Genomic DNA, 17,074 nt, shown 5'->3' on the forward strand with positions numbered 1-17,074 from the left:
TACCTGCACGTCGTCAGCGGCCGGCTGGCGGTCGGCGACCGGACGCTGGGACCGGGGGACGCGGCGCGGGTCAGGGGTGGAGCGGGGGGTCCGGGTGGGCGTGGCGGGGTGCGGCGGAGTTCCTGGTGTGGGAGATGCACGGCGAGCCGTCGTACGGCTGACCCCGCCGTCGGCCAGGTGGGCCAGCAGCTGAAGGCGCTCGGCGGACTCGGAATCCGGCTCGGCGTGGTAGGTGATCAGCATCTGGCCGGGGGAGCCGGGCACCGCGAGCTTCTCGTAGCGCAGCTCCAGCGGGCCCACTTGGGGGTGGAGCATGCGGCTGGTGCCGCTGGTCTTCTGCCGGACGTCCTGCCGGGCCCACAGGGTGCGGAACCGCTCGCTGTGCCGGCCGAGTTCGCCGATCAGCTCCAGCAGCGCGGGATCATGGGCGGCCGCGCCGGCCTGCGAGCGCAGGTATGCCACCGCCTTGGCCGTCATGGCGTCCCAGTCGCGGTGGAAGACCCGCATCTCCGGCTCCACGAACGCCGCCCGGAGCGTGTTGACGCCGGGTGCGAAGGACGGGGACAGGGCGACGGCGATGGGGTTGGCGGCCAGTATCGTCATGGAGCGGCCGTGCACGAAGGCCGGTGTCGTCGTCCAGCTGCCGATCAGGCCGCGCACGCCCTCGCCGACCCGCTCCGGCCGACCCGCGCGGCGGCCGGTGGCGGCCCGGGGCGGGCGGGCCAGCTGGTGCAGATACGTTTCCGCGTCCGCGTCCAGCAGCAAGGCCCGGGCGATGCTCTCCAGGACCTGCTCGGAAGGATGCCGGTCACGGCCCTGTTCGAGCCGCAGGTAGTACTCGGCGCTGATGCCGGCCAGCAGCGCGACCTCTTCCCGGCGCAGCCCGGGCACCCGACGGCGCTCGCCTCCGGGCAGACCGACATCGCGCGGGCCCACCCGCGCACGGCGGGACCGCAGAAATTCGCCGAGCCTGCTTCCGGTGTCCACCACTCCACGGTACGGCGGCGAGCGCGGTGCGATCCTGTCCCTGCCGGGGACAGGATCGCACCGAGGGGCCGGGCCCGGGAGGACAGACCCGTGCCGATCCGCGCCGGGTCACCCCCGGCCGGCGTCCAGTTCCTTCAGCACCTCGTCCGTCAGCTCCGGCCACAGCGGCAGCGCCCACTCGCCGAAGTCCCGGTCGGTGAGCGCCACGCAGGCCGCGCCCGCGGCCGGGTCCACCCACAGGAAGGTGCCGGACTGGCCGAAGTGCCCGAAGGTGCCGGGCGAGGACAGCGAGCCGGTCCAGTGCGGGGACTTGCCGTCGCGGATCTCGAAGCCGAGGCCCCAGTCGTTGGGGTTCTGGTGGCCGTAGCCGGGCAGGACGCCCTTGAGCCCCGGGAAGGCCACCGAGGTCGCGGTCGCCAGCGTCGTGGAGTGCAGCAGGCGGGGGGCCTGGAGCTCGGCGGCGAACCGGGCCAGGTCCCCGGCGGTGGAGACCCCGCCGGCGGCCGGCGATCCGGGCAGCGAGGTGCGGGACATGCCCAGCGGCTCCAGCACGGCCTGCCGCAGATACTCCGCGAACGGCATGCCCGCCGCCTTGGCCAGCGTGTCGCCCAGCACCTCGAACCCGGCGTTCGAGTACAGCCGCCGGGTGCCGGGCGGCGCCGTCACCTTGTGCGCGTCGAAGGCGAGCCCGGAGGTGTGGGCGAGCAGGTGCCGGACGGTCGAGCCCTCCGGACCGGCCGGATCGTCCAGCTCGAAGACGCCCTCCTCGTACGCGACCAGCACCGCGTAGGCGGCCAGCGGCTTGGTCACCGAGGCGAGCGTGAACTGCCGCTCCACCGGGCCGTACGTCCCGGCCACCGTCCCGTCCCGCCGTACGACGGCTCCGGCCGCCGCCGGCACCGGCCAGTTCCCCATCAGCCCCAGGCTCTCCATGGCGCCGAGCCTATTGCCTGCGGGCGGGCCGGGTTCACTGTCCCCGTGCTCCCCGTGCTCCCCGCCTCTCCCGCCCGCTGTGTCCGGTTGCCGCTCGGCCCGCTTGCCTAGAGCGCACTCCAAGGTCTTAGCGTGGTGGGCATGACGGTCCTGCACGCGACAACGAGCACACCGGGCACCATGAGGAACTGTGAGGACGACGCGGGGCACCTGCGGCCCGACGGTGAGGACCAGTACACGATCAGCGAGGTGGCCGACTTCACCGGCCTCAGCGCGCACACCCTGCGCTGGTACGAGCGCATCGGGCTGATGCCGCACGTCGACCGGTCCCACACCGGGCAGCGGCGCTTCTCCAACCGGGACCTGGACTGGCTCGCCTTCGTCGGCAAGCTGCGGCTGACCGGGATGCCCGTCGCGGACATGGTGGCCTACGCCGAGATGGTCCGGGCGGGCGCGCACACCTACGCGGACCGCCGGGCCCTGCTGGAGTCCACCCGGCTCGACGTCCTGCACCGCATCACCGAACTCCAGGACACCCTGACCGTCCTGGACGGCAAGATCGCCACGTACGCGGGCGCCGGTCGGGCGCCGGAGAGGACAGGAACGTGACGGCAGAGGCAGACGGCGGGCGTATCGCCACCGTGCGACTGGGGAACGACGGGCCGCTCGTGGGGGTGCAGGGGCTCGGCTGCATGGGCATCAGCGAGTTCTACGGCGCCACCGACGAGGCCGGCGCCCGCAAGACGCTGGAGGCGGCGCTGGAGCTGGGTGTCACCCTGTTCGACACCGCCGACATCTACGGCATCGGGCGCAACGAGGAGTTCCTGGCGCCGTTCGTCGCAGCGCACCGCGACGAGATCACCCTCGCCAGCAAGTTCGGCATCGTCCGCGACCCGGACAACCCGGACAGCCGCGGGGTGAACAACGACCCGGCCTACATCCGGCGGTCCGTCGAGGCCAGCCTGCGGCGGCTGGGCACCGAGGTGATCGACCTGTACTACATGCACCGGCACGACCCCGCGGTGCCCTTCGCCGAGTCGGTCGGCGCGATGGCCGAGCTCGTCGCCGAGGGCAAGGTGCGCCACCTCGGACTGTCCGAGGTGACCGGCGCCGAGCTGCGGGCGGCGCACGCGGTGCATCCGATCGCCGCCGTCCAGTCGGAGTGGTCGCTGTTCAGCCGGGACGCGGAGCGGTCGCTGGTCGGCGCGGCGGCCGAGCTGGGTGTCGCGGTGGTGGCGTACTCGCCGCTCGGCCGGGGCTTCCTGACCGGCTCCTTCCAGGACGCGGGCAGCGATCTGTCGGCCGGCGACTTCCGCCGTCTCCAGCCGCGCTTCAGCGGGGACAACGCCAAGGCCAACGGGCGGCTGCTGGATCCGGTCCGCAAGGCGGCGAAGGCGCACGACGCCACGCTCGGCCAGATCGCGCTGGCCTGGGTGCACCAGCGGGCCGCCGTGCACGATATGGCGGTCGTCCCGATCCCGGGCACCCGCCGGGCCTCCCGGGTGCGCGAGAACACCGCGGCGTCCCGGATCACCCTGGACGAACTCGAACTCAAGTGGCTGGAACCGATCGCCGGCCAGGTCGCGGGCGACCGCTACCCGGACATGAGCGCGACATCGGCGGCGCGCGAGTAGCGCCGGCCGCCAGCACACCTCGCCCGGGCCGGTGGCGCGCCGCCACCGGCCCGGGCGAGGCGTGTCCCGGAGGGGCCGGGGCGTGTCCCGGAGGGGGCGGGGTGCTTCAGGCCCCGGCGCTCACAGCCACGGCTCCGGCCCCACCCGGGCCGCCCGGATCGCCGCCAGTACGGCCGCGGCGAAGGGCAGCGACTCGTGCACCGGCCCGTAGCCGAGACCGAAGATCACCGCCGCCGGATCCTGATCGGCGGCCTGCGGGGGGCCGTCCGCGGCGCCCGGCTCGCCGGTGTCGCGGCGCAGCAGTCGCAGGTGGCCGTGCAGCAGTTCGGGGGAGCGCCAGTCGACGCCGCTCAACTCCTCGACGGCGAACGTCTGGTCGCCGGCCTTCCACTTGGCGGTCGAGGCACCGGTGCGGAACCAGCGGAAGGTGACCGTCCGGCCGTCGAAGAACGCCTTCGCGTCGTAGGCCTTGAACACCGCCGGGCCGGCCGGCGCCGTCACCAGGAACCGGCCGGGCGGCTCGGCCCCGTCCCCCGACGCGATCGCGGCCTCCAGCCGGTGCAGGCCGGCCTCGGCGAGGTCCCGGGACTGGTCGGGCAGCACCAGCCGGTAGGGATCGGCGGTCTCCCGCAACTGCCCGCCGGCCACCTCGACCAGCGGGTCCGCGCCGGGTCTCGGTGCCGCGCGCAGCACGACGGTGCCGCGCCGACCCTCCGTCAACTCCACGCCGGCCAGGGCGCCGTGAGGGACGCGGCGCTCCCCGAGCGCCTGGAGCAGCCGGGAGCCGCGCACCGAACGGCTGTACCGGATGAGCACCGCGTCGGGTTCGAACTCCCATACGGCGTTGTTTCCGGCCAGCACGTCACCCATGTGTTCAGCTTATGGCCGAGTCCCGCCCAGCGGTCCCCCTGTCGCTCCGCGCGTCAGCCAAAGCGCGTACGCTCCCGGGCCCCGTGCTCCCGCGGCCGGCCGCAGACGGGAGCCGTCAGTCCAGTCCGGCCGTGCAGTTGTCGCCCCCGCGGCAGGCGACGCCCGCGTAGTCGCCGAGCGCGATCTCCGCGAAGTTGGCGAGGCTGGTGGTGCCGGGGGCGAAGTAGCCGGGGTGGCCGATGGCGCCGGCCGCGCTGATGACCCGGGCGCCGAAGGAGTCGGAGACCGGGTCGGCGCCGTGGCCGAGGCCGGCGAACTCCAGGTGCGGCACGTCGCTGATCCAGTCGCTGGAGTCGCGGGCCGCCCAGACGTGCGCCGTGGTGTGCAGGTCGGAGGCGTGCCGGGCGCGCATGCCGGGGCTGCCGAAGACGGTGATGTCGGAGACCCGGCCGCGCGGCAGGTCGGGCGCGGCCACCCCGCACAGCACCGAGCCGTAGGAGTGGCAGAACAGGGCCACGTCGGCGCGTCGCGGCAGCGAGTCGAGCAGCGCTTCCAGGCGGACGGCGCCGTGCTCGGCGTCCGCGCCGATGGTGGCGTCCAAGCCGACGCCGGCCGGCGTGGTGTAGTCGGCCCAGGCGATCACCGCGGTGCGCGCGCCCGGATCGGCGGCCTGCTCGGCGTCGTAGAGCTGGTCGGCCATGCCCACCGGGGCCGAGTACGGCTTGTTCTCGCGCTCGAAGCTGAGCATGTCGGTGTCGACGCCGGGGACGACGATGGACACCCGGCCGGCGGTGTCGAGGTCGCCGAGCACTTCGGCGGCCCGGCCGGTCCCGGTGGGGTCGAAGGCGAGGATCTGCCGGTCGCCGGTGAGCAGCGAGTCGTAGCGCTCCACCAGCTGGCCCGCGTTCTGCCGGCCGGCCGGGGTGAGCCGGTCGCTGCGCACCAGGGCGGCCTCGGCGGTGCGGGCCTCGGTGAGGGCCCGCCGGTTGGCCAGATAACGCAAGGTGGCCGGAGCGCCGTTGAGATTGCCGACCACCAGCGGGTAGCGCTCGGCGAGGCTGTGCCGCTGGGCGCTGGTGAGCGAGGCGAAGAAGCGGGCGATGACGCCGGGTGCCGCCGCCGGGTCGGGGAGCTTGCGGGCGCCGATCTTGCCGCTCACCCAGGCCGACAGGGAGGCGGCCCGCGGATCGTCCACGCCGTGCGGCCGGACCGCGGTCCAGCCGGTGGTGGCCAGCATCACGAAGACGACCGACAGGGCGAGCAGGGCCCGCACGGCCGTGGGGTTCATGCGCATGTAGAGAAGGGTCACTCGCTGTTGCCTCGCGCATTCTTCCCGTGGTCAGCGGGTCGGCCGGGGTGACGGTGGGGTTGCGGGCCACGCCGTTGCCGGACGGCCCGTCAGTCGTCAGCGTAGAAGATGGAGAACGGAAGACGGTGGATGCGTGACGGACATCACGTTTGGCAACGGAATAAGGCGGCCATAAGTTACGGCCGAAAACCGACGAAGCCCCGGCCGGTGGAGATCACCGGCCGGGGCTCCGAAAGCCCTGCTGTACGTGTCGTGCACCTGACCCGCAGTTGTCCGAATCCGTCCTGCGCCCCGCCACGCCCCGACCGCGGACGGTCAGGCGTCGCCGCCCGCGGCGCCCGGGTCGGCCGCCGCCACGTCGAGCAGCTGGTAGCGGTCCACCGCCTGCTTCAGCAGCGAGCGGTCGATCTTGCCGTCCTGCGCCAGCTCGGTCAGCACCGCCAGCACGATCGACTCGGCGTCGATGTGGAAGAACCGGCGGGCCGCGCCGCGGGTGTCGGCGAAGCCGAAGCCGTCCGCGCCCAGCGAGGCGTAGCGGCCCGGCACCCAGCGGGCGATCTGGTCCGGCACCGAGCGCATCCAGTCGGACACCGCCACGAACGGGCCCTGGCCCGAGGAGAGCTTGCGCGTCACATAGGGCACCCGCTGCTCCTCCTCGGGGTGCAGCAGGTTGTGCTGCTCGACCGCGACGGCCTCGCGCCGCAGCTCGTTCCAGGAGGTCGCGGACCATACGTCGGCCCGCACGTTCCAGTCCGCGGCGAGCAGGCGCTGGGCCTCGATCGCCCACGGCACCGCGACACCGGACGCCATGATCTGGGCCGGTACGACGCCCTGCTCGCCGGTCTTGATCCGGTGCACACCCTTGAGGATGCCCTCGATGTCCACATCGGCCGGCTCGGCCGGGTGCTGGATCGGCTCGTTGTAGACCGTCAGGTAGTAGAAGACGTCCTCGCCGGGCTTGCCGTCGGCGGTGGGGCCGTACATCCGGCGCAGGCCGTCCTGCACGATGTGCGCAATCTCGTAGGAGTACGCCGGGTCGTAGGCGACACACGCCGGGTTGGTCGAGGCCAGCAGCTGCGAGTGGCCGTCGGCGTGCTGCAGGCCCTCACCCGTGAGGGTGGTGCGCCCGGCGGTCGCGCCCAGCACGAAACCGCGCGCGAGCTGATCGGCCATCTGCCAGAACTGGTCACCGGTGCGCTGGAAGCCGAACATCGAGTAGAAGACGTAGACCGGGATCAGCGGCTCGCCGTGGGTGGCGTAGGCGGAGCCGGCCGCGATCAGCGAGGCGGTGCAGCCGGCCTCGGAGATGCCGTCGTGCAGCATCTGGCCGGTCGGCGACTCCTTGTACGCCAGCAGCAGCTCGCGGTCGACCGACTCGTACTGCTGGCCCATCGGGTTGTAGATCTTCGCGCTCGGGAAGAACGCGTCCATGCCGAAGGTGCGGTACTCGTCCGGGGCGATCAGCACGAAGCGCTTGCCGATCTCCTTGTCCCGCATCAGGTCCTTGAGCACCCGGACGAACGCCATGGTGGTCGCGATCGACTGCTGCCCCGAGCCCTTGCGCGCGGTCGCGTACGTCTTGTCGGCCGGCAGCGGCAGCGGCTTGGCGCGCACCACCCGGGTGGGCACGTAGCCGCCGCAGGCCTTGCGGTGGTCGTGCATGTACTGGATCTCTTCGGAGTCCCGGCCCGGGTGGTAGTAGGGCGGGTAGCCCTCGTCCAGCCGCTGGTCGGTGATCGGCAGGTGCAGCCGGTCCCGGAAGCGCTTGAGGTCGTCGACCGTGAGCTTCTTCATCTGGTGGGTCGCGTTGCGGCCCTCGAAGTTCGGGCCGAGCGTCCAGCCCTTGATGGTCTGGGCGAGGATGACGGTCGGCTGGCCCTTGTGCTCCTGGGCGGCGGTGTACGCGGCGAAGATCTTGCGGTGGTCGTGGCCGCCGCGGCCGAGGTGCAGGATCTGCTCGTCGCTGAGGTCCTCCACCATCCGGCGCAGCCGCTGGTCGTCACCGAAGAAGTGCTCGCGGATGTACGCGCCGGTCTCGGTGGCGTACGTCTGGAACTGCCCGTCCGGTGTGATGTTCATCTTGTTGACCAGCAGGCCGTCCCGGTCCTGGGCCAGCAGCGGGTCCCAGGAGCGGTCCCAGACCAGCTTGATGACATTCCAGCCGGCCCCGCGGAACTGCGACTCCAGCTCCTGGATGATCTTGCCGTTGCCCCGCACCGGGCCGTCGAGCCGCTGCAGGTTGCAGTTGACCACGAAGGTGAGGTTGTCCAGGCCCTCACGGGCGGCGATGGACAGCTGGCCGAGCGACTCCGGCTCGTCCATCTCGCCGTCGCCGAGGAACGCCCAGACATGCGACTTCGAGGTGTCGGCGATGCCGCGCGCCTGCATGTAGCGGTTCATCCGGGCCTGGTAGATCGCGCCCAGCGGGCCCAGGCCCATGGAGACGGTCGGGAACTCCCAGAAGTCCGGCATCAGCCGCGGGTGCGGGTAGCTGGACAGGCCGTTGGGCGCCTTGGACTTCTCCTGGCGGAAGCCGTCGAGCTGCGCCTCGGAGAGCCGGTCCAGCAGGAAGGCGCGGGCGTAGATGCCGGGGGAGGCGTGGCCCTGGAAGAAGATCTGGTCGCCGCCGAGGCCGTCGTCCTTGCCGCGGAAGAAGTGGTTGAAGCCCACGTCGTAGAGCGAGGCGGAGGAGGCGAAGGTGGCGATGTGGCCGCCGACCCCGATCCCGGGGCGCTGCGCGCGCGACACCATCACGGCGGCGTTCCACCGGGTCGCGTTGAGGATCTTGCGCTCGATCTCCTCATTGCCGGGGAAGAACGGCTCGTCCTTGGTGGCGATGGTGTTCACGTAGTCGCTGCTGCGCATCTCGGGCACCGCGACACGCTTCTCGCGCGCGCGCTCGATGAGGCGGAGCATCAGGTAGCGGGCCCGCTCCCGGCCGCGCTCGTCTATGGCCGCATCGAGCGAGTCGAGCCATTCCGCAGTCTCCTCGGGATCGAAATCCGGGACCTGGCTGGGAAGGCCGCCAATGATGATCGGGTTGCGATCGGATCCGGAAGCCACGCTTTTCCTTCGCTGTTCGGGTGGTACCTGATGCCTGGGGGCTCGGTGGGGTCGCGCCGCCTCCATCGTGTACCGCGTGGTTCGATACGTCATCTCTACCGAGCGGTAACCGCTGCCCGCGCCGGGGATCGCGAGGGTCACGGTCGCGGGGGCGGGGTCGCCGGGCGGCCAAACCCGCACTCTACGCCCAGTCGGACGTACGACCGACTGGTGACTCCAATCACCCACAACACCGGCAAACCGGAGTGGTGTGCGTCACTATGGGTAGAGAAACGGGCGTACGGGTTGCGGGGAAGACGGTCGAATCATCACCGTTTCGGCGGTCTCGTACGCCGGGTACTTGCGCGATCCGCCGCGCCCGTGTGGACTACCGCCAATAAGCTCGCGCCGCAGCGGGCACATACGGACTCAGCGAAACAATGCAGTTCCCATGACAGGAGGCAAAGCGTGAGCGCGACCGCGGACCACGCGGAGGAGCGGACCAACCCGGCGAGCCGGCTTGGTTTCGAGCCCGGACAGGTGGTCCAGGAGCTCGGGTACGACGAGGATTCCGACCAGGAGCTTCGCGAGAGCATTGAGGAGCTCACAGGCGAAGAGCTCGCCGATGAGGACTACGACGACGTGCCCGATGCCGTCCTGCTGTGGTTCCGCGAGGACGACGGCGACCTCACCGACGCACTCGTCGACGCCACATCGACGGTCGACCCCGGCGCCCCGATCTGGCTGATGACCCCGAAGACGGGGCGTGACGGCCATGTCGAGCCCAGCGAGATCGGCGAAGCGGCACAGACGGCAGGACTGGCCCAGACCAGCAGCGTGAACGCAGCGCGGGACTGGACCGGCAGCCGCCTGGTCACCCCGAAGGCGGCGAGGGCCGCCCGGCGGTAGCCCCGTAGCGCCTTCAGGGCTGCGCGCTCTGTCATCTGCCAGGTGTACGTGGCTGAGCGCGCAGTTTCCCGCGCCCCGGTGCCGGGCACCGTCCGCACCGGGGGCGCCCGCCAACGGGCGCGGAGAACTGCGCCACCGGCCGGCCGCGGCGGCCTTTCGGCGGCGCCGCCGCGCACACCGCACCACCGCACCAGCGACCGAAGGACCGCGACCGTGCCGATCGAGGTGGGCGCCGCCGCCCCCGACTTCCAGCTCAGCGACCAGCACGGCCGCAGCGTGCGGCTGAGCGGCTTCCGGGGCGCCAAGAACGTCGTGCTGCTGTTCTTCCCCTTCGCCTTCACCGGCGTGTGCACCGGCGAGCTGCGCGCGGTGCAGGCCGAGCTGCCCGCCTTTCAGAACAGCGACGTGCAGCTGCTCGCGGTGTCCTGCGACTCCATGCACGCCCTGCGGGTCTTCTCCGACGCCGAGGCACTGGACTTCCCGCTGCTGTCCGACTTCTGGCCGCACGGCGCGGCCTCCCGGGCCTACGGCGTCTTCGCCGAGGACAAGGGCTGCGCGCTGCGCGGCACCTTCGTCGTCGACAAGCGCGGCACCGTGCGCTGGACGATCGTGAACGGCCTGCCGGAAGCCCGTGACCTTCATGAGTACGCAAAGGCGCTCGAAGCGCTGTAGTCGTGGGGAACCGGTCACTAAGCTCGGCACGTTGATCCGGTACGCACAGCCGCATGCACCGAAGGGGAGGGGAGGACTCGTGGGAGTCAGCCTCAGCAAGGGTGGCAACGTCTCGCTGACCAAGGAGGCGCCGAACCTCACGGCGGTCGTCGTGGGTCTGGGCTGGGACGCCCGTACCACCACGGGGACCGACTTCGACCTGGACGCCAGCGCCCTGCTCACCAACGAGCAGGGCAAGGTCCTGTCCGACGCGCACTTCGTGTTCTTCAACAACCTGCGCAGCCCGGACGGGTCGGTCGAGCACACCGGTGACAACCTCACCGGTGAGGGCGAAGGGGATGACGAGGTGATCAACGTCAACCTGGCCACCGTGCCGGCCGACGTCGCCAAGATCGTCTTCCCGGTCTCCATCTACGACGCCGAACCGCGCCAGCAGAGCTTCGGCCAGGTCCGCAACGCCTACATCAGGGTGCTCAACGCGGCCGACCAGCGCGAGCTGGCCCGCTACGACCTGACCGAGGACGCGTCCACCGAGACCGCGATGGTCTTCGGCGAGCTCTACCGGCACGGCGGCGAGTGGAAGTTCCGGGCCATCGGCCAGGGGTACGCCTCCGGGCTGCGCGGCATCGCCCAGGACTTCGGCGTCAACGTCTGACCGCCGCGGCGGCGGGAACGCCCGGCGGCCCGTACGCGTGCGGACGCGGCGGGGCCCGCCGGGCAGACACACGGAACCAATTGCGGGGAGGGAAGGACCACGATGGGCGTCACGCTCGCCAAGGGAGGCAATGTCTCCCTGTCCAAGGCCGCGCCGAATCTCACCCAGGTGCAGATCGGCCTCGGCTGGAGGGCACGTTCGACCACCGGAGCCGACTTCGACCTGGACGCCAGCGCGCTGCTGTGCGCCAACGGCCGGGTGATGGGAGATGAATACTTCGTCTTCTACAACAACCTCAAGAGCCCCGAGGGCTCCGTCGAGCACACCGGCGACGACCTCACCGGCGGCTCCGGCGGGGACGACGAGACCATCCTGGTCGACCTGTCCACCGTCCCGGCCTCGGTCGACAAGATCGTCTTCCCGGTCTCCATCTACGACGCCGACGCCCGCGTGCAGACCTTCGGCCAGGTCAGCGAGGCGTACATCCGGGTGCTCAACCAGGCCGACGGCGCCGAGCTGGCGCGCTACGACCTGACTGAGGACGCCTCCACCGAAACCGCGATGATCTTCGGCGAGCTCTACCGCTACGGCGGCGAATGGAAGTTCAGGGCGGTGGGTCAGGGGTACGCCTCCGGACTGCGGGGCATCGCCCTAGACTTCGGAGTCAACGTTTCGTAAAGCCGCGCACCGCGCGGGGGTTCCTGCGGCTCAGGTGGCCCCGGGAATCTCAAGGGATTGGGTGGGAAGCACGTGCTCCTCAGAACATTCGGTTGGTCGCTCGGCATCACTGCCCTCGGCCTCGCCCTGGCCGGTTACGTCTGGGGAGCCAAGGGAGTCGCGCTCATCGCGATCCTGTCCGTCCTGGAGATCTCGCTCTCCTTCGACAACGCGGTCATCAACGCGGGCATCCTCCGCAAGATGAACACCTTCTGGCAGAAGATCTTCCTGACCGTCGGTGTACTGATCGCGGTCTTCGGCATGCGGCTGGTCTTCCCGATCATCATCGTGGCGGTCACCGCCAAGCTCAGCCCGTACGAAGCGGTCAAGGTCGCCATCGACGACCACAGCCGCTACGAGACGCTGGTCTCCAACGCCCACCCGGCGATCGCCGCCTTCGGTGGCATGTTCCTGCTGATGATCTTCCTCGACTTCATCTTCGAGGAGCGGGAGATCACCTGGCTGAGCTGGCTGGAGAAGCCGCTGGCCAAGCTGGGCAAGCTCGACATGCTCTCGGTGGTGATCGCGATGGTGGTGCTGGCCATCGCCGGCACCACGGTGGCCACCGGGGTCCCGCTGCACGGCGGCCACGGCACCATCGACAAGGGCGAGACAGTCCTGCTGTCCGGCCTCTTCGGTCTGATCACCTACCTCGTGGTCGGCGGTATCTCCGGCTACTTCGAGGACCACCTCGAAGAGGAGGACGGCGCGGACGAGGAGCCGGACGCCGAGCGGGCCGCGATTCCCGCCGAGCGCAGCGGGGCGACGGTCTCCCAGGTGGTGGGCCTGGCCGGCAAGGCCGCGTTCTTCATGTTCCTGTACCTGGAAGTCATCGACGCGTCCTTCTCCTTCGACGGTGTCGTCGGCGCCTTCGCGATCAGCAACAACATCTTCCAGATCGCCCTCGGCCTCGGTATCGGCGCGCTGTACATCCGGTCGCTGACCGTCTACCTGGTCCGCAAGGGCACCCTGGACGACTACGTCTACCTCGAGCACGGTGCGCACTACGCGATCGGCGCGCTGTCGATCATCCTGCTGGTGACGATCAAGTACGAGGTCAGCGAGGTGGTCACCGGCCTGATCGGCGTGGTCCTGATCGGCGCGTCGTACTGGTCCTCGGTGGTGCGCAACCGGCGGGTCGGCAAGAAGTCCGAGCAGTCCCCGGACAAGACCGAGATCAACTCCGGGGTCTGACCCCCCCGGACCGCCCGGCCCGCGCTGCCCCCGTCTTCCGGCGGGGGCAGCGCCGTGTCACTGTACGGATAGGGCGCGGCACGGACGGGCAGATACGTATCGCGGCACGCGGTACGGACCGGGCAGAGCAGCGGGAGTGGGAGCGGCGATGGACTGGCGGCGATTTCTGGGGCCCGGCGGCGCCCAGCAATTCGACCTGACGAATGTGCACTCGGTGGAGCTGACCAAGCGCCGCCCGGAGATCTCGCTGACCAAGCAGGGCGCCGCCGTTGGCAACATGCGGGTCAACCTGTCCTGGCAGATGCGGACCTCCGACACCGCGAGCTGGACCATGGAGCGCGGCGGCTTCCTGCGCCGCCAGCTGGAGATCTTCAAGCCCCACGTGGTGCAGGCCGCCGGACCCGCCATGGTCAATGTCGACCTCGACCTGGCGTGCATGTACGAACTCGCCGACGGCACCAAGGGCGTGGTCCAGCCGCTCGGCAACTTCCTCGGCGACCTGGACGGTCCGCCGTACATCCAGGTGAGCGGCGACGACCGGTTCGGCGGCAGCTCCGGCGAGACGCTCTTCATCAACTTCGACAAGCGCGACGAGTTCAAGCGGCTGCTGGTCTTCGTGTACATCTACGACGGCACGCCGGCCTTCGACCGCGCCCACGCCAAGGTGGAGATCTTCCCCGGCTCGGGTCCGCGCATCGAGATCCCGCTGGTGGAGCGCCACCCGCAGGCCCGGTCCTGCGCGGTGCTGCTGATCGAGAACCGCAAGGGGGAGCTGGTGGTGCGCCGCGAGGTGAAGTACGTCTACGGCTTCCAGTCGGAGATCGACCGGCTGTACGGGTGGGGCCTGCAGTGGGGGCGCGGCTATAAGTCGAAGGTGTGACGCGGGCCGGTCGCGGGCGGGCCGGTCGGGCGCGGGCCGGTCGCGGGCAAGCCGGTTGGGCGCGGGCCCGTCAGCGGCCGGACTGGAACTGCGGGCCCTGCGGGGGCAGGGTGAAGCCGCTGTCGCCGTTGCGGGGCCCGGTGGCGGCGACCGGCTGCGGGTAGCCGTAGGCCGGGTAGCCCTGCTGCGGCTGCTGGTGGACCGCTGAAACCGCCGTGGGCGCCGGGGCGGGCAGCGGGGCGGTGGCCGCCGCGGCGGGCTGCGGGTAGCCGTAGGCGGGCTGCGCGGGCACATGGGCCGGCGCGGGGGCCGGCAGCGGGTAGCCGTAGGCGGTGCCGGCGGCCGGCTGCGCGGGGGCGGGGGCCGGTGGCCTGGGCCCGGAGGTCGTGGGTGCGGCCGTCGCCGGGGCGGTGGGGGCGGGCGTAGGCTGGCTGGTGGGCTGAGCGGCTGTTGGCGGCGCCGCAGCGGTCGCCGAGGGGTCCGATTCCCCGTCGTCCACCGCGATGCCGAATTCGGTGGCCAGCCCGACCAGCCCGTCGGCGTATCCGAGGCCGAGGGCCCGGAACTTCCAGCCGGCGTTCTTCCGGTAGAGCTCGCCGCAGATCAGGGCGGTCTCCTGGCCGGTGTCCGGCACCACGTCGAAGGTGACCAGCGGGGCGGCGTGCTGCGGCCCGGCGGCGTCGTAGAGCAGCAGCGCGAGGTCGTGCACCTGGCTGAAGGGGCCGCCGTCGCAGGAAGCGGCGACGACCACCCGGTCCACGGTGGCGTCCAGCGCCGCCAGGTCGACTTCGACGGTGTCCGTCAGTTCCTCCGCCGCCAGCTTCTTCGGCAGGTGGCGGGCCAGGCCGGAGGGGTGCCGGGGCTCGTTGTAGAACACGAAGTCGGCGTCGGAGCGGACCCGGCCGTCGGCACCGACCAGCAGCACGGAGGCGTCCACGTCCGGAGCACCCGGCCGCGGGCTCCAGCGCAGTACGGCCCGGACGCCCGGGGCATCCAGCGGGATGTTCGAGCCCTTCACCATCACGTGCGTCATACCGGTCATCCTGCCCTTCCGGCGGGCCGCCTCACAACGCCGCGGGGCGGGACCGGACCGGTACGGTACGGGACCGCAAGAATCCGGCCGGTATCGATGGCATACCCATCTAGCCGTTCCGGTGCGACGGTCATGCGGTGGACCAGCGCCGGTTACCTGCTTTTCACGCACGGAGGGAACCAGTACCTCATGGTCGCACGTACGATTATCGGCCAGATGTCTCCCGGCCCGACCACCTGAAAGGGGGCGTATGCGACACTTCGGACACCTCACCTCTGATACCAGAAGTGAACTGTTCCACCGCGAGCCGCAGGAATTCACCGCTGACTCGCCCGCCCACACGCTCGCTGTCGCCCTCGGCGCCACGCTCTACAGCCCCGCCACCCGACCGCGGCTCGCCGACGACATCCGCAAGCAGGCCGCCCAGGGCGTCGTGTCCATGGTGCTGTGCCTGGAGGACTCCATCGACGACCGCGATGTCGCCGCCGGGGAGGCCAACCTCGTCGAGCAGTTCGCCGATCTCGCCGCCCGCCCCGACGCGGCCGGCGCGATACCGCTGCTCTTCATCCGGGTCCGCACGCCCCAGCAGATCACCGACCTGGTGAGCCGGCTCGGTACGACGGTGGCCCTGCTGTCCGGCTTCGTGCTGCCCAAATTCACCGAGGAGACCGGCGTCCCCTTCCTGGAAGCGCTCAGCCACGCCGAGGCCGCCAGCGGACGCCGGCTGTTCGCCATGCCGGTGCTGGAGTCGCCGCAGCTGCTGCACCTGGAGAGCCGGGTGGAGACCCTGCACGGCATCTCGCGGACCGTCGACAAGTACCGCGACCGGGTGCTGGCCATGCGGCTCGGCGTCACCGACTTCTGCGCCTCCTACGGGCTGCGGCGCGCGCCCGCGATGACCGCCTACGACGTACAGATCGTCGCCTCGGTGATAGCCGACGTGGTCAACACCTTCGGGCGCGCCGACGGCAGCGGCTTCACCGTGAGCGGACCGGTCTGGGAGTACTTCCGCCACCACGAGCGGATGTTCAAGCCGCAGCTGCGCCACAGCCCCTTCACGCCCGCGGCGGAGGACCTGCGCGAGGCGCTGCTCGCCCGCGACATGGACGGGCTGCTCCGCGAGATCGAGCTGGACCGCGCCAACGGGCTGCAGGGCAAGACGTGCATCCACCCCAGCCATGTGCCGGTGGTGCACGCGCTCAACGTGGTCACCCACGAGGAGTTCTGCGACGCCGCCGACATCCTGCACGAGGACCGGGGCGGCGGGGGTGTGCTGCGCTCGGCCTACACCAACAAGATGAACGAGGTGAAGCCGCACCGGGCCTGGGCGGAGCGCACGCTGCGCCGGGCGGAGATGTTCGGCGTGGCCGGTGAGGACGTCGGCTTCGTGGAACTGCTGGCGGCCAGCCTGCCGTCCTCCTGACGGCCCCTGGCGCGGCCGGCGCGAGCAGCGCGGCGCGCGCCGATACGCGGGGGACCGACCCGAACGACCTGGAAGCAAGGGAAATCCGCTTGATGGCAACGAACGCGCCCTGGTCCGGCCAGTGGGTGGCCGACCGGCTGGGCGTCGCCCTGCACGGCGAAGGCACGCACGGTGAGGACCTGCACGACCTGCTCGGCCTCGCTCTGCGGCGCAACCCCAAGCGGGCGCACCTGCTCGTCTCGCAGGTGCTGGGCAAGCATGTGCCGCAGCGGCCCGACACCGTCTACGGGCACGCCTACCGGCTCGGCGAGCGGGTCCGCGACCTGCTGGGCCCGCAGGAGGCGGCCCGGGCCGTCGTGCTCGGATACGCCGAGACCGCGACCGGTCTGGGCCACGCGGTCGCAGACGGCCTCGGCGCGGCGCCCTACCTCCACTCGACGCGCCGCGAAGTCCCGGGCGTCGCCCCGGCCGGCGGCTTCGAGGAGGAGCACAGCCACGCCACCGGCCACTTCCTGCTCCCCGCCGACCCGGCCCTGCTGTCCGGGCCCGGCCCGCTCGTCCTGGTCGACGACGAGTTCTCCACCGGCCTGACCATCCGCAACACCATCCGCGACCTGCACAGCCGCCACCCGCGCGCCCGCTACGTCGTCGTCGCCCTCACCGACCTGCGCTCCCCCGCCGACCGCACCGCCCTCATCACCTTCGCCACCACCCTCTCCACCCGCATCGACATCCTCGCCCTCGCCACCGGCACGGTCACCCTGCCCCCGGGCATCCTGACCCGGGCACAGTCCCTGATCGCGGACTACGAGACGC

General features: G+C 71.3%; 16 protein-coding genes. 10 read left to right on the top strand and 6 right to left on the bottom strand.

The features are described from left to right. A partial coding sequence (locus GA0115240_RS34115) for a helix-turn-helix domain-containing protein (protein ID WP_107407265.1) occupies positions 1–987 on the bottom strand: 987 nt, incomplete at its 3' end. A gap of 108 nt (positions 988–1,095) precedes the next feature. Continuing rightward, positions 1,096–1,920, bottom strand: coding sequence for a serine hydrolase domain-containing protein (locus tag GA0115240_RS34120; protein WP_093742852.1), 825 nt, complete (start codon positions 1,918–1,920; stop codon positions 1,096–1,098). A 141-nt stretch (positions 1,921–2,061) separates the two neighbouring features. Between GA0115240_RS34120 and GA0115240_RS34125 the strand changes: the two genes are divergently transcribed. Further along, entirely contained in the window at positions 2,062–2,529 is a 468-nt protein-coding gene (locus tag GA0115240_RS34125) for a MerR family transcriptional regulator (protein WP_093742872.1), read from the top strand. Further along, positions 2,526–3,554 (top strand): aldo/keto reductase, encoded by a 1,029-nt coding sequence (locus GA0115240_RS34130; protein ID WP_256070193.1) that lies wholly within the window; start codon positions 2,526–2,528, stop codon positions 3,552–3,554. The genes GA0115240_RS34125 and GA0115240_RS34130 overlap by 4 nt, the downstream gene beginning before the upstream one ends. A gap of 120 nt (positions 3,555–3,674) precedes the next feature. Here the strand turns inward: GA0115240_RS34130 and GA0115240_RS34135 are convergent, their stop codons facing one another. From GA0115240_RS34135 to aceE, 3 genes are all read right to left on the bottom strand, one after another. Then, positions 3,675–4,424 carry a DUF4429 domain-containing protein gene (locus GA0115240_RS34135; protein ID WP_093742854.1) on the bottom strand — a complete coding sequence of 250 codons (750 nt, stop codon included), beginning with the start codon at positions 4,422–4,424 and terminating at the stop codon, positions 3,675–3,677. A 115-nt stretch (positions 4,425–4,539) separates the two neighbouring features. Next, positions 4,540–5,718, bottom strand: a complete 1,179-nt coding sequence (locus GA0115240_RS34140) for an alpha/beta hydrolase (RefSeq protein ID WP_093742876.1) — start codon at positions 5,716–5,718, stop codon at positions 4,540–4,542. 330 nt (positions 5,719–6,048) lie between these two features. Continuing rightward, complete coding sequence (gene aceE / locus GA0115240_RS34145) at positions 6,049–8,796, bottom strand: pyruvate dehydrogenase (acetyl-transferring), homodimeric type (RefSeq protein ID WP_093742856.1); 2,748 nt, start codon at positions 8,794–8,796, stop codon at positions 6,049–6,051. A 447-nt stretch (positions 8,797–9,243) separates the two neighbouring features. On the opposite strand from aceE, the gene GA0115240_RS34150 reads away from it, so the two are divergent. From GA0115240_RS34150 to GA0115240_RS34175, 6 genes are all read left to right on the top strand, one after another. Then, on the top strand, positions 9,244–9,684 hold the full coding sequence (locus GA0115240_RS34150) for a DUF3052 domain-containing protein (RefSeq protein WP_093742858.1): 441 nt from the start codon (positions 9,244–9,246) through the stop codon (positions 9,682–9,684). Between the two features lie 213 nt (positions 9,685–9,897). Beyond that, positions 9,898–10,356 (top strand): peroxiredoxin, encoded by a 459-nt coding sequence (locus tag GA0115240_RS34155; protein WP_093742860.1) that lies wholly within the window; start codon positions 9,898–9,900, stop codon positions 10,354–10,356. A 79-nt stretch (positions 10,357–10,435) separates the two neighbouring features. Next, complete coding sequence (locus GA0115240_RS34160; RefSeq protein ID WP_093742862.1) at positions 10,436–11,011, top strand: TerD family protein; 576 nt, start codon at positions 10,436–10,438, stop codon at positions 11,009–11,011. A gap of 102 nt (positions 11,012–11,113) precedes the next feature. Beyond that, on the top strand, positions 11,114–11,689 hold the full coding sequence (locus tag GA0115240_RS34165) for a TerD family protein (RefSeq protein ID WP_093742864.1): 576 nt from the start codon (positions 11,114–11,116) through the stop codon (positions 11,687–11,689). Between the two features lie 72 nt (positions 11,690–11,761). Beyond that, positions 11,762–12,922, top strand: coding sequence for a DUF475 domain-containing protein (locus tag GA0115240_RS34170; RefSeq protein ID WP_093742866.1), 1,161 nt, complete (start codon positions 11,762–11,764; stop codon positions 12,920–12,922). Positions 12,923–13,070: 148 nt separating this feature from the next. Further along, on the top strand, positions 13,071–13,802 hold the full coding sequence (locus GA0115240_RS34175) for a TerD family protein (protein ID WP_093742868.1): 732 nt from the start codon (positions 13,071–13,073) through the stop codon (positions 13,800–13,802). A 70-nt stretch (positions 13,803–13,872) separates the two neighbouring features. Here the strand turns inward: GA0115240_RS34175 and GA0115240_RS34180 are convergent, their stop codons facing one another. Then, entirely contained in the window at positions 13,873–14,835 is a 963-nt protein-coding gene (locus GA0115240_RS34180) for a TerD family protein (RefSeq protein ID WP_093742877.1), read from the bottom strand. A 250-nt stretch (positions 14,836–15,085) separates the two neighbouring features. Between GA0115240_RS34180 and GA0115240_RS34185 the strand changes: the two genes are divergently transcribed. After that, positions 15,086–16,258, top strand: a complete 1,173-nt coding sequence (locus GA0115240_RS34185) for an HpcH/HpaI aldolase/citrate lyase family protein (RefSeq protein WP_093742870.1) — start codon at positions 15,086–15,088, stop codon at positions 16,256–16,258. A 92-nt stretch (positions 16,259–16,350) separates the two neighbouring features. Next, a partial coding sequence (locus GA0115240_RS34190) for a phosphoribosyltransferase domain-containing protein (protein ID WP_176725253.1) occupies positions 16,351–17,074 on the top strand: 724 nt, incomplete at its 3' end.

The sequence above is a fragment of the Streptomyces sp. DvalAA-14 genome (assembly GCF_900091855.1).
In the GTDB taxonomy this organism is placed as follows: domain Bacteria; phylum Actinomycetota; class Actinomycetes; order Streptomycetales; family Streptomycetaceae; genus Actinacidiphila.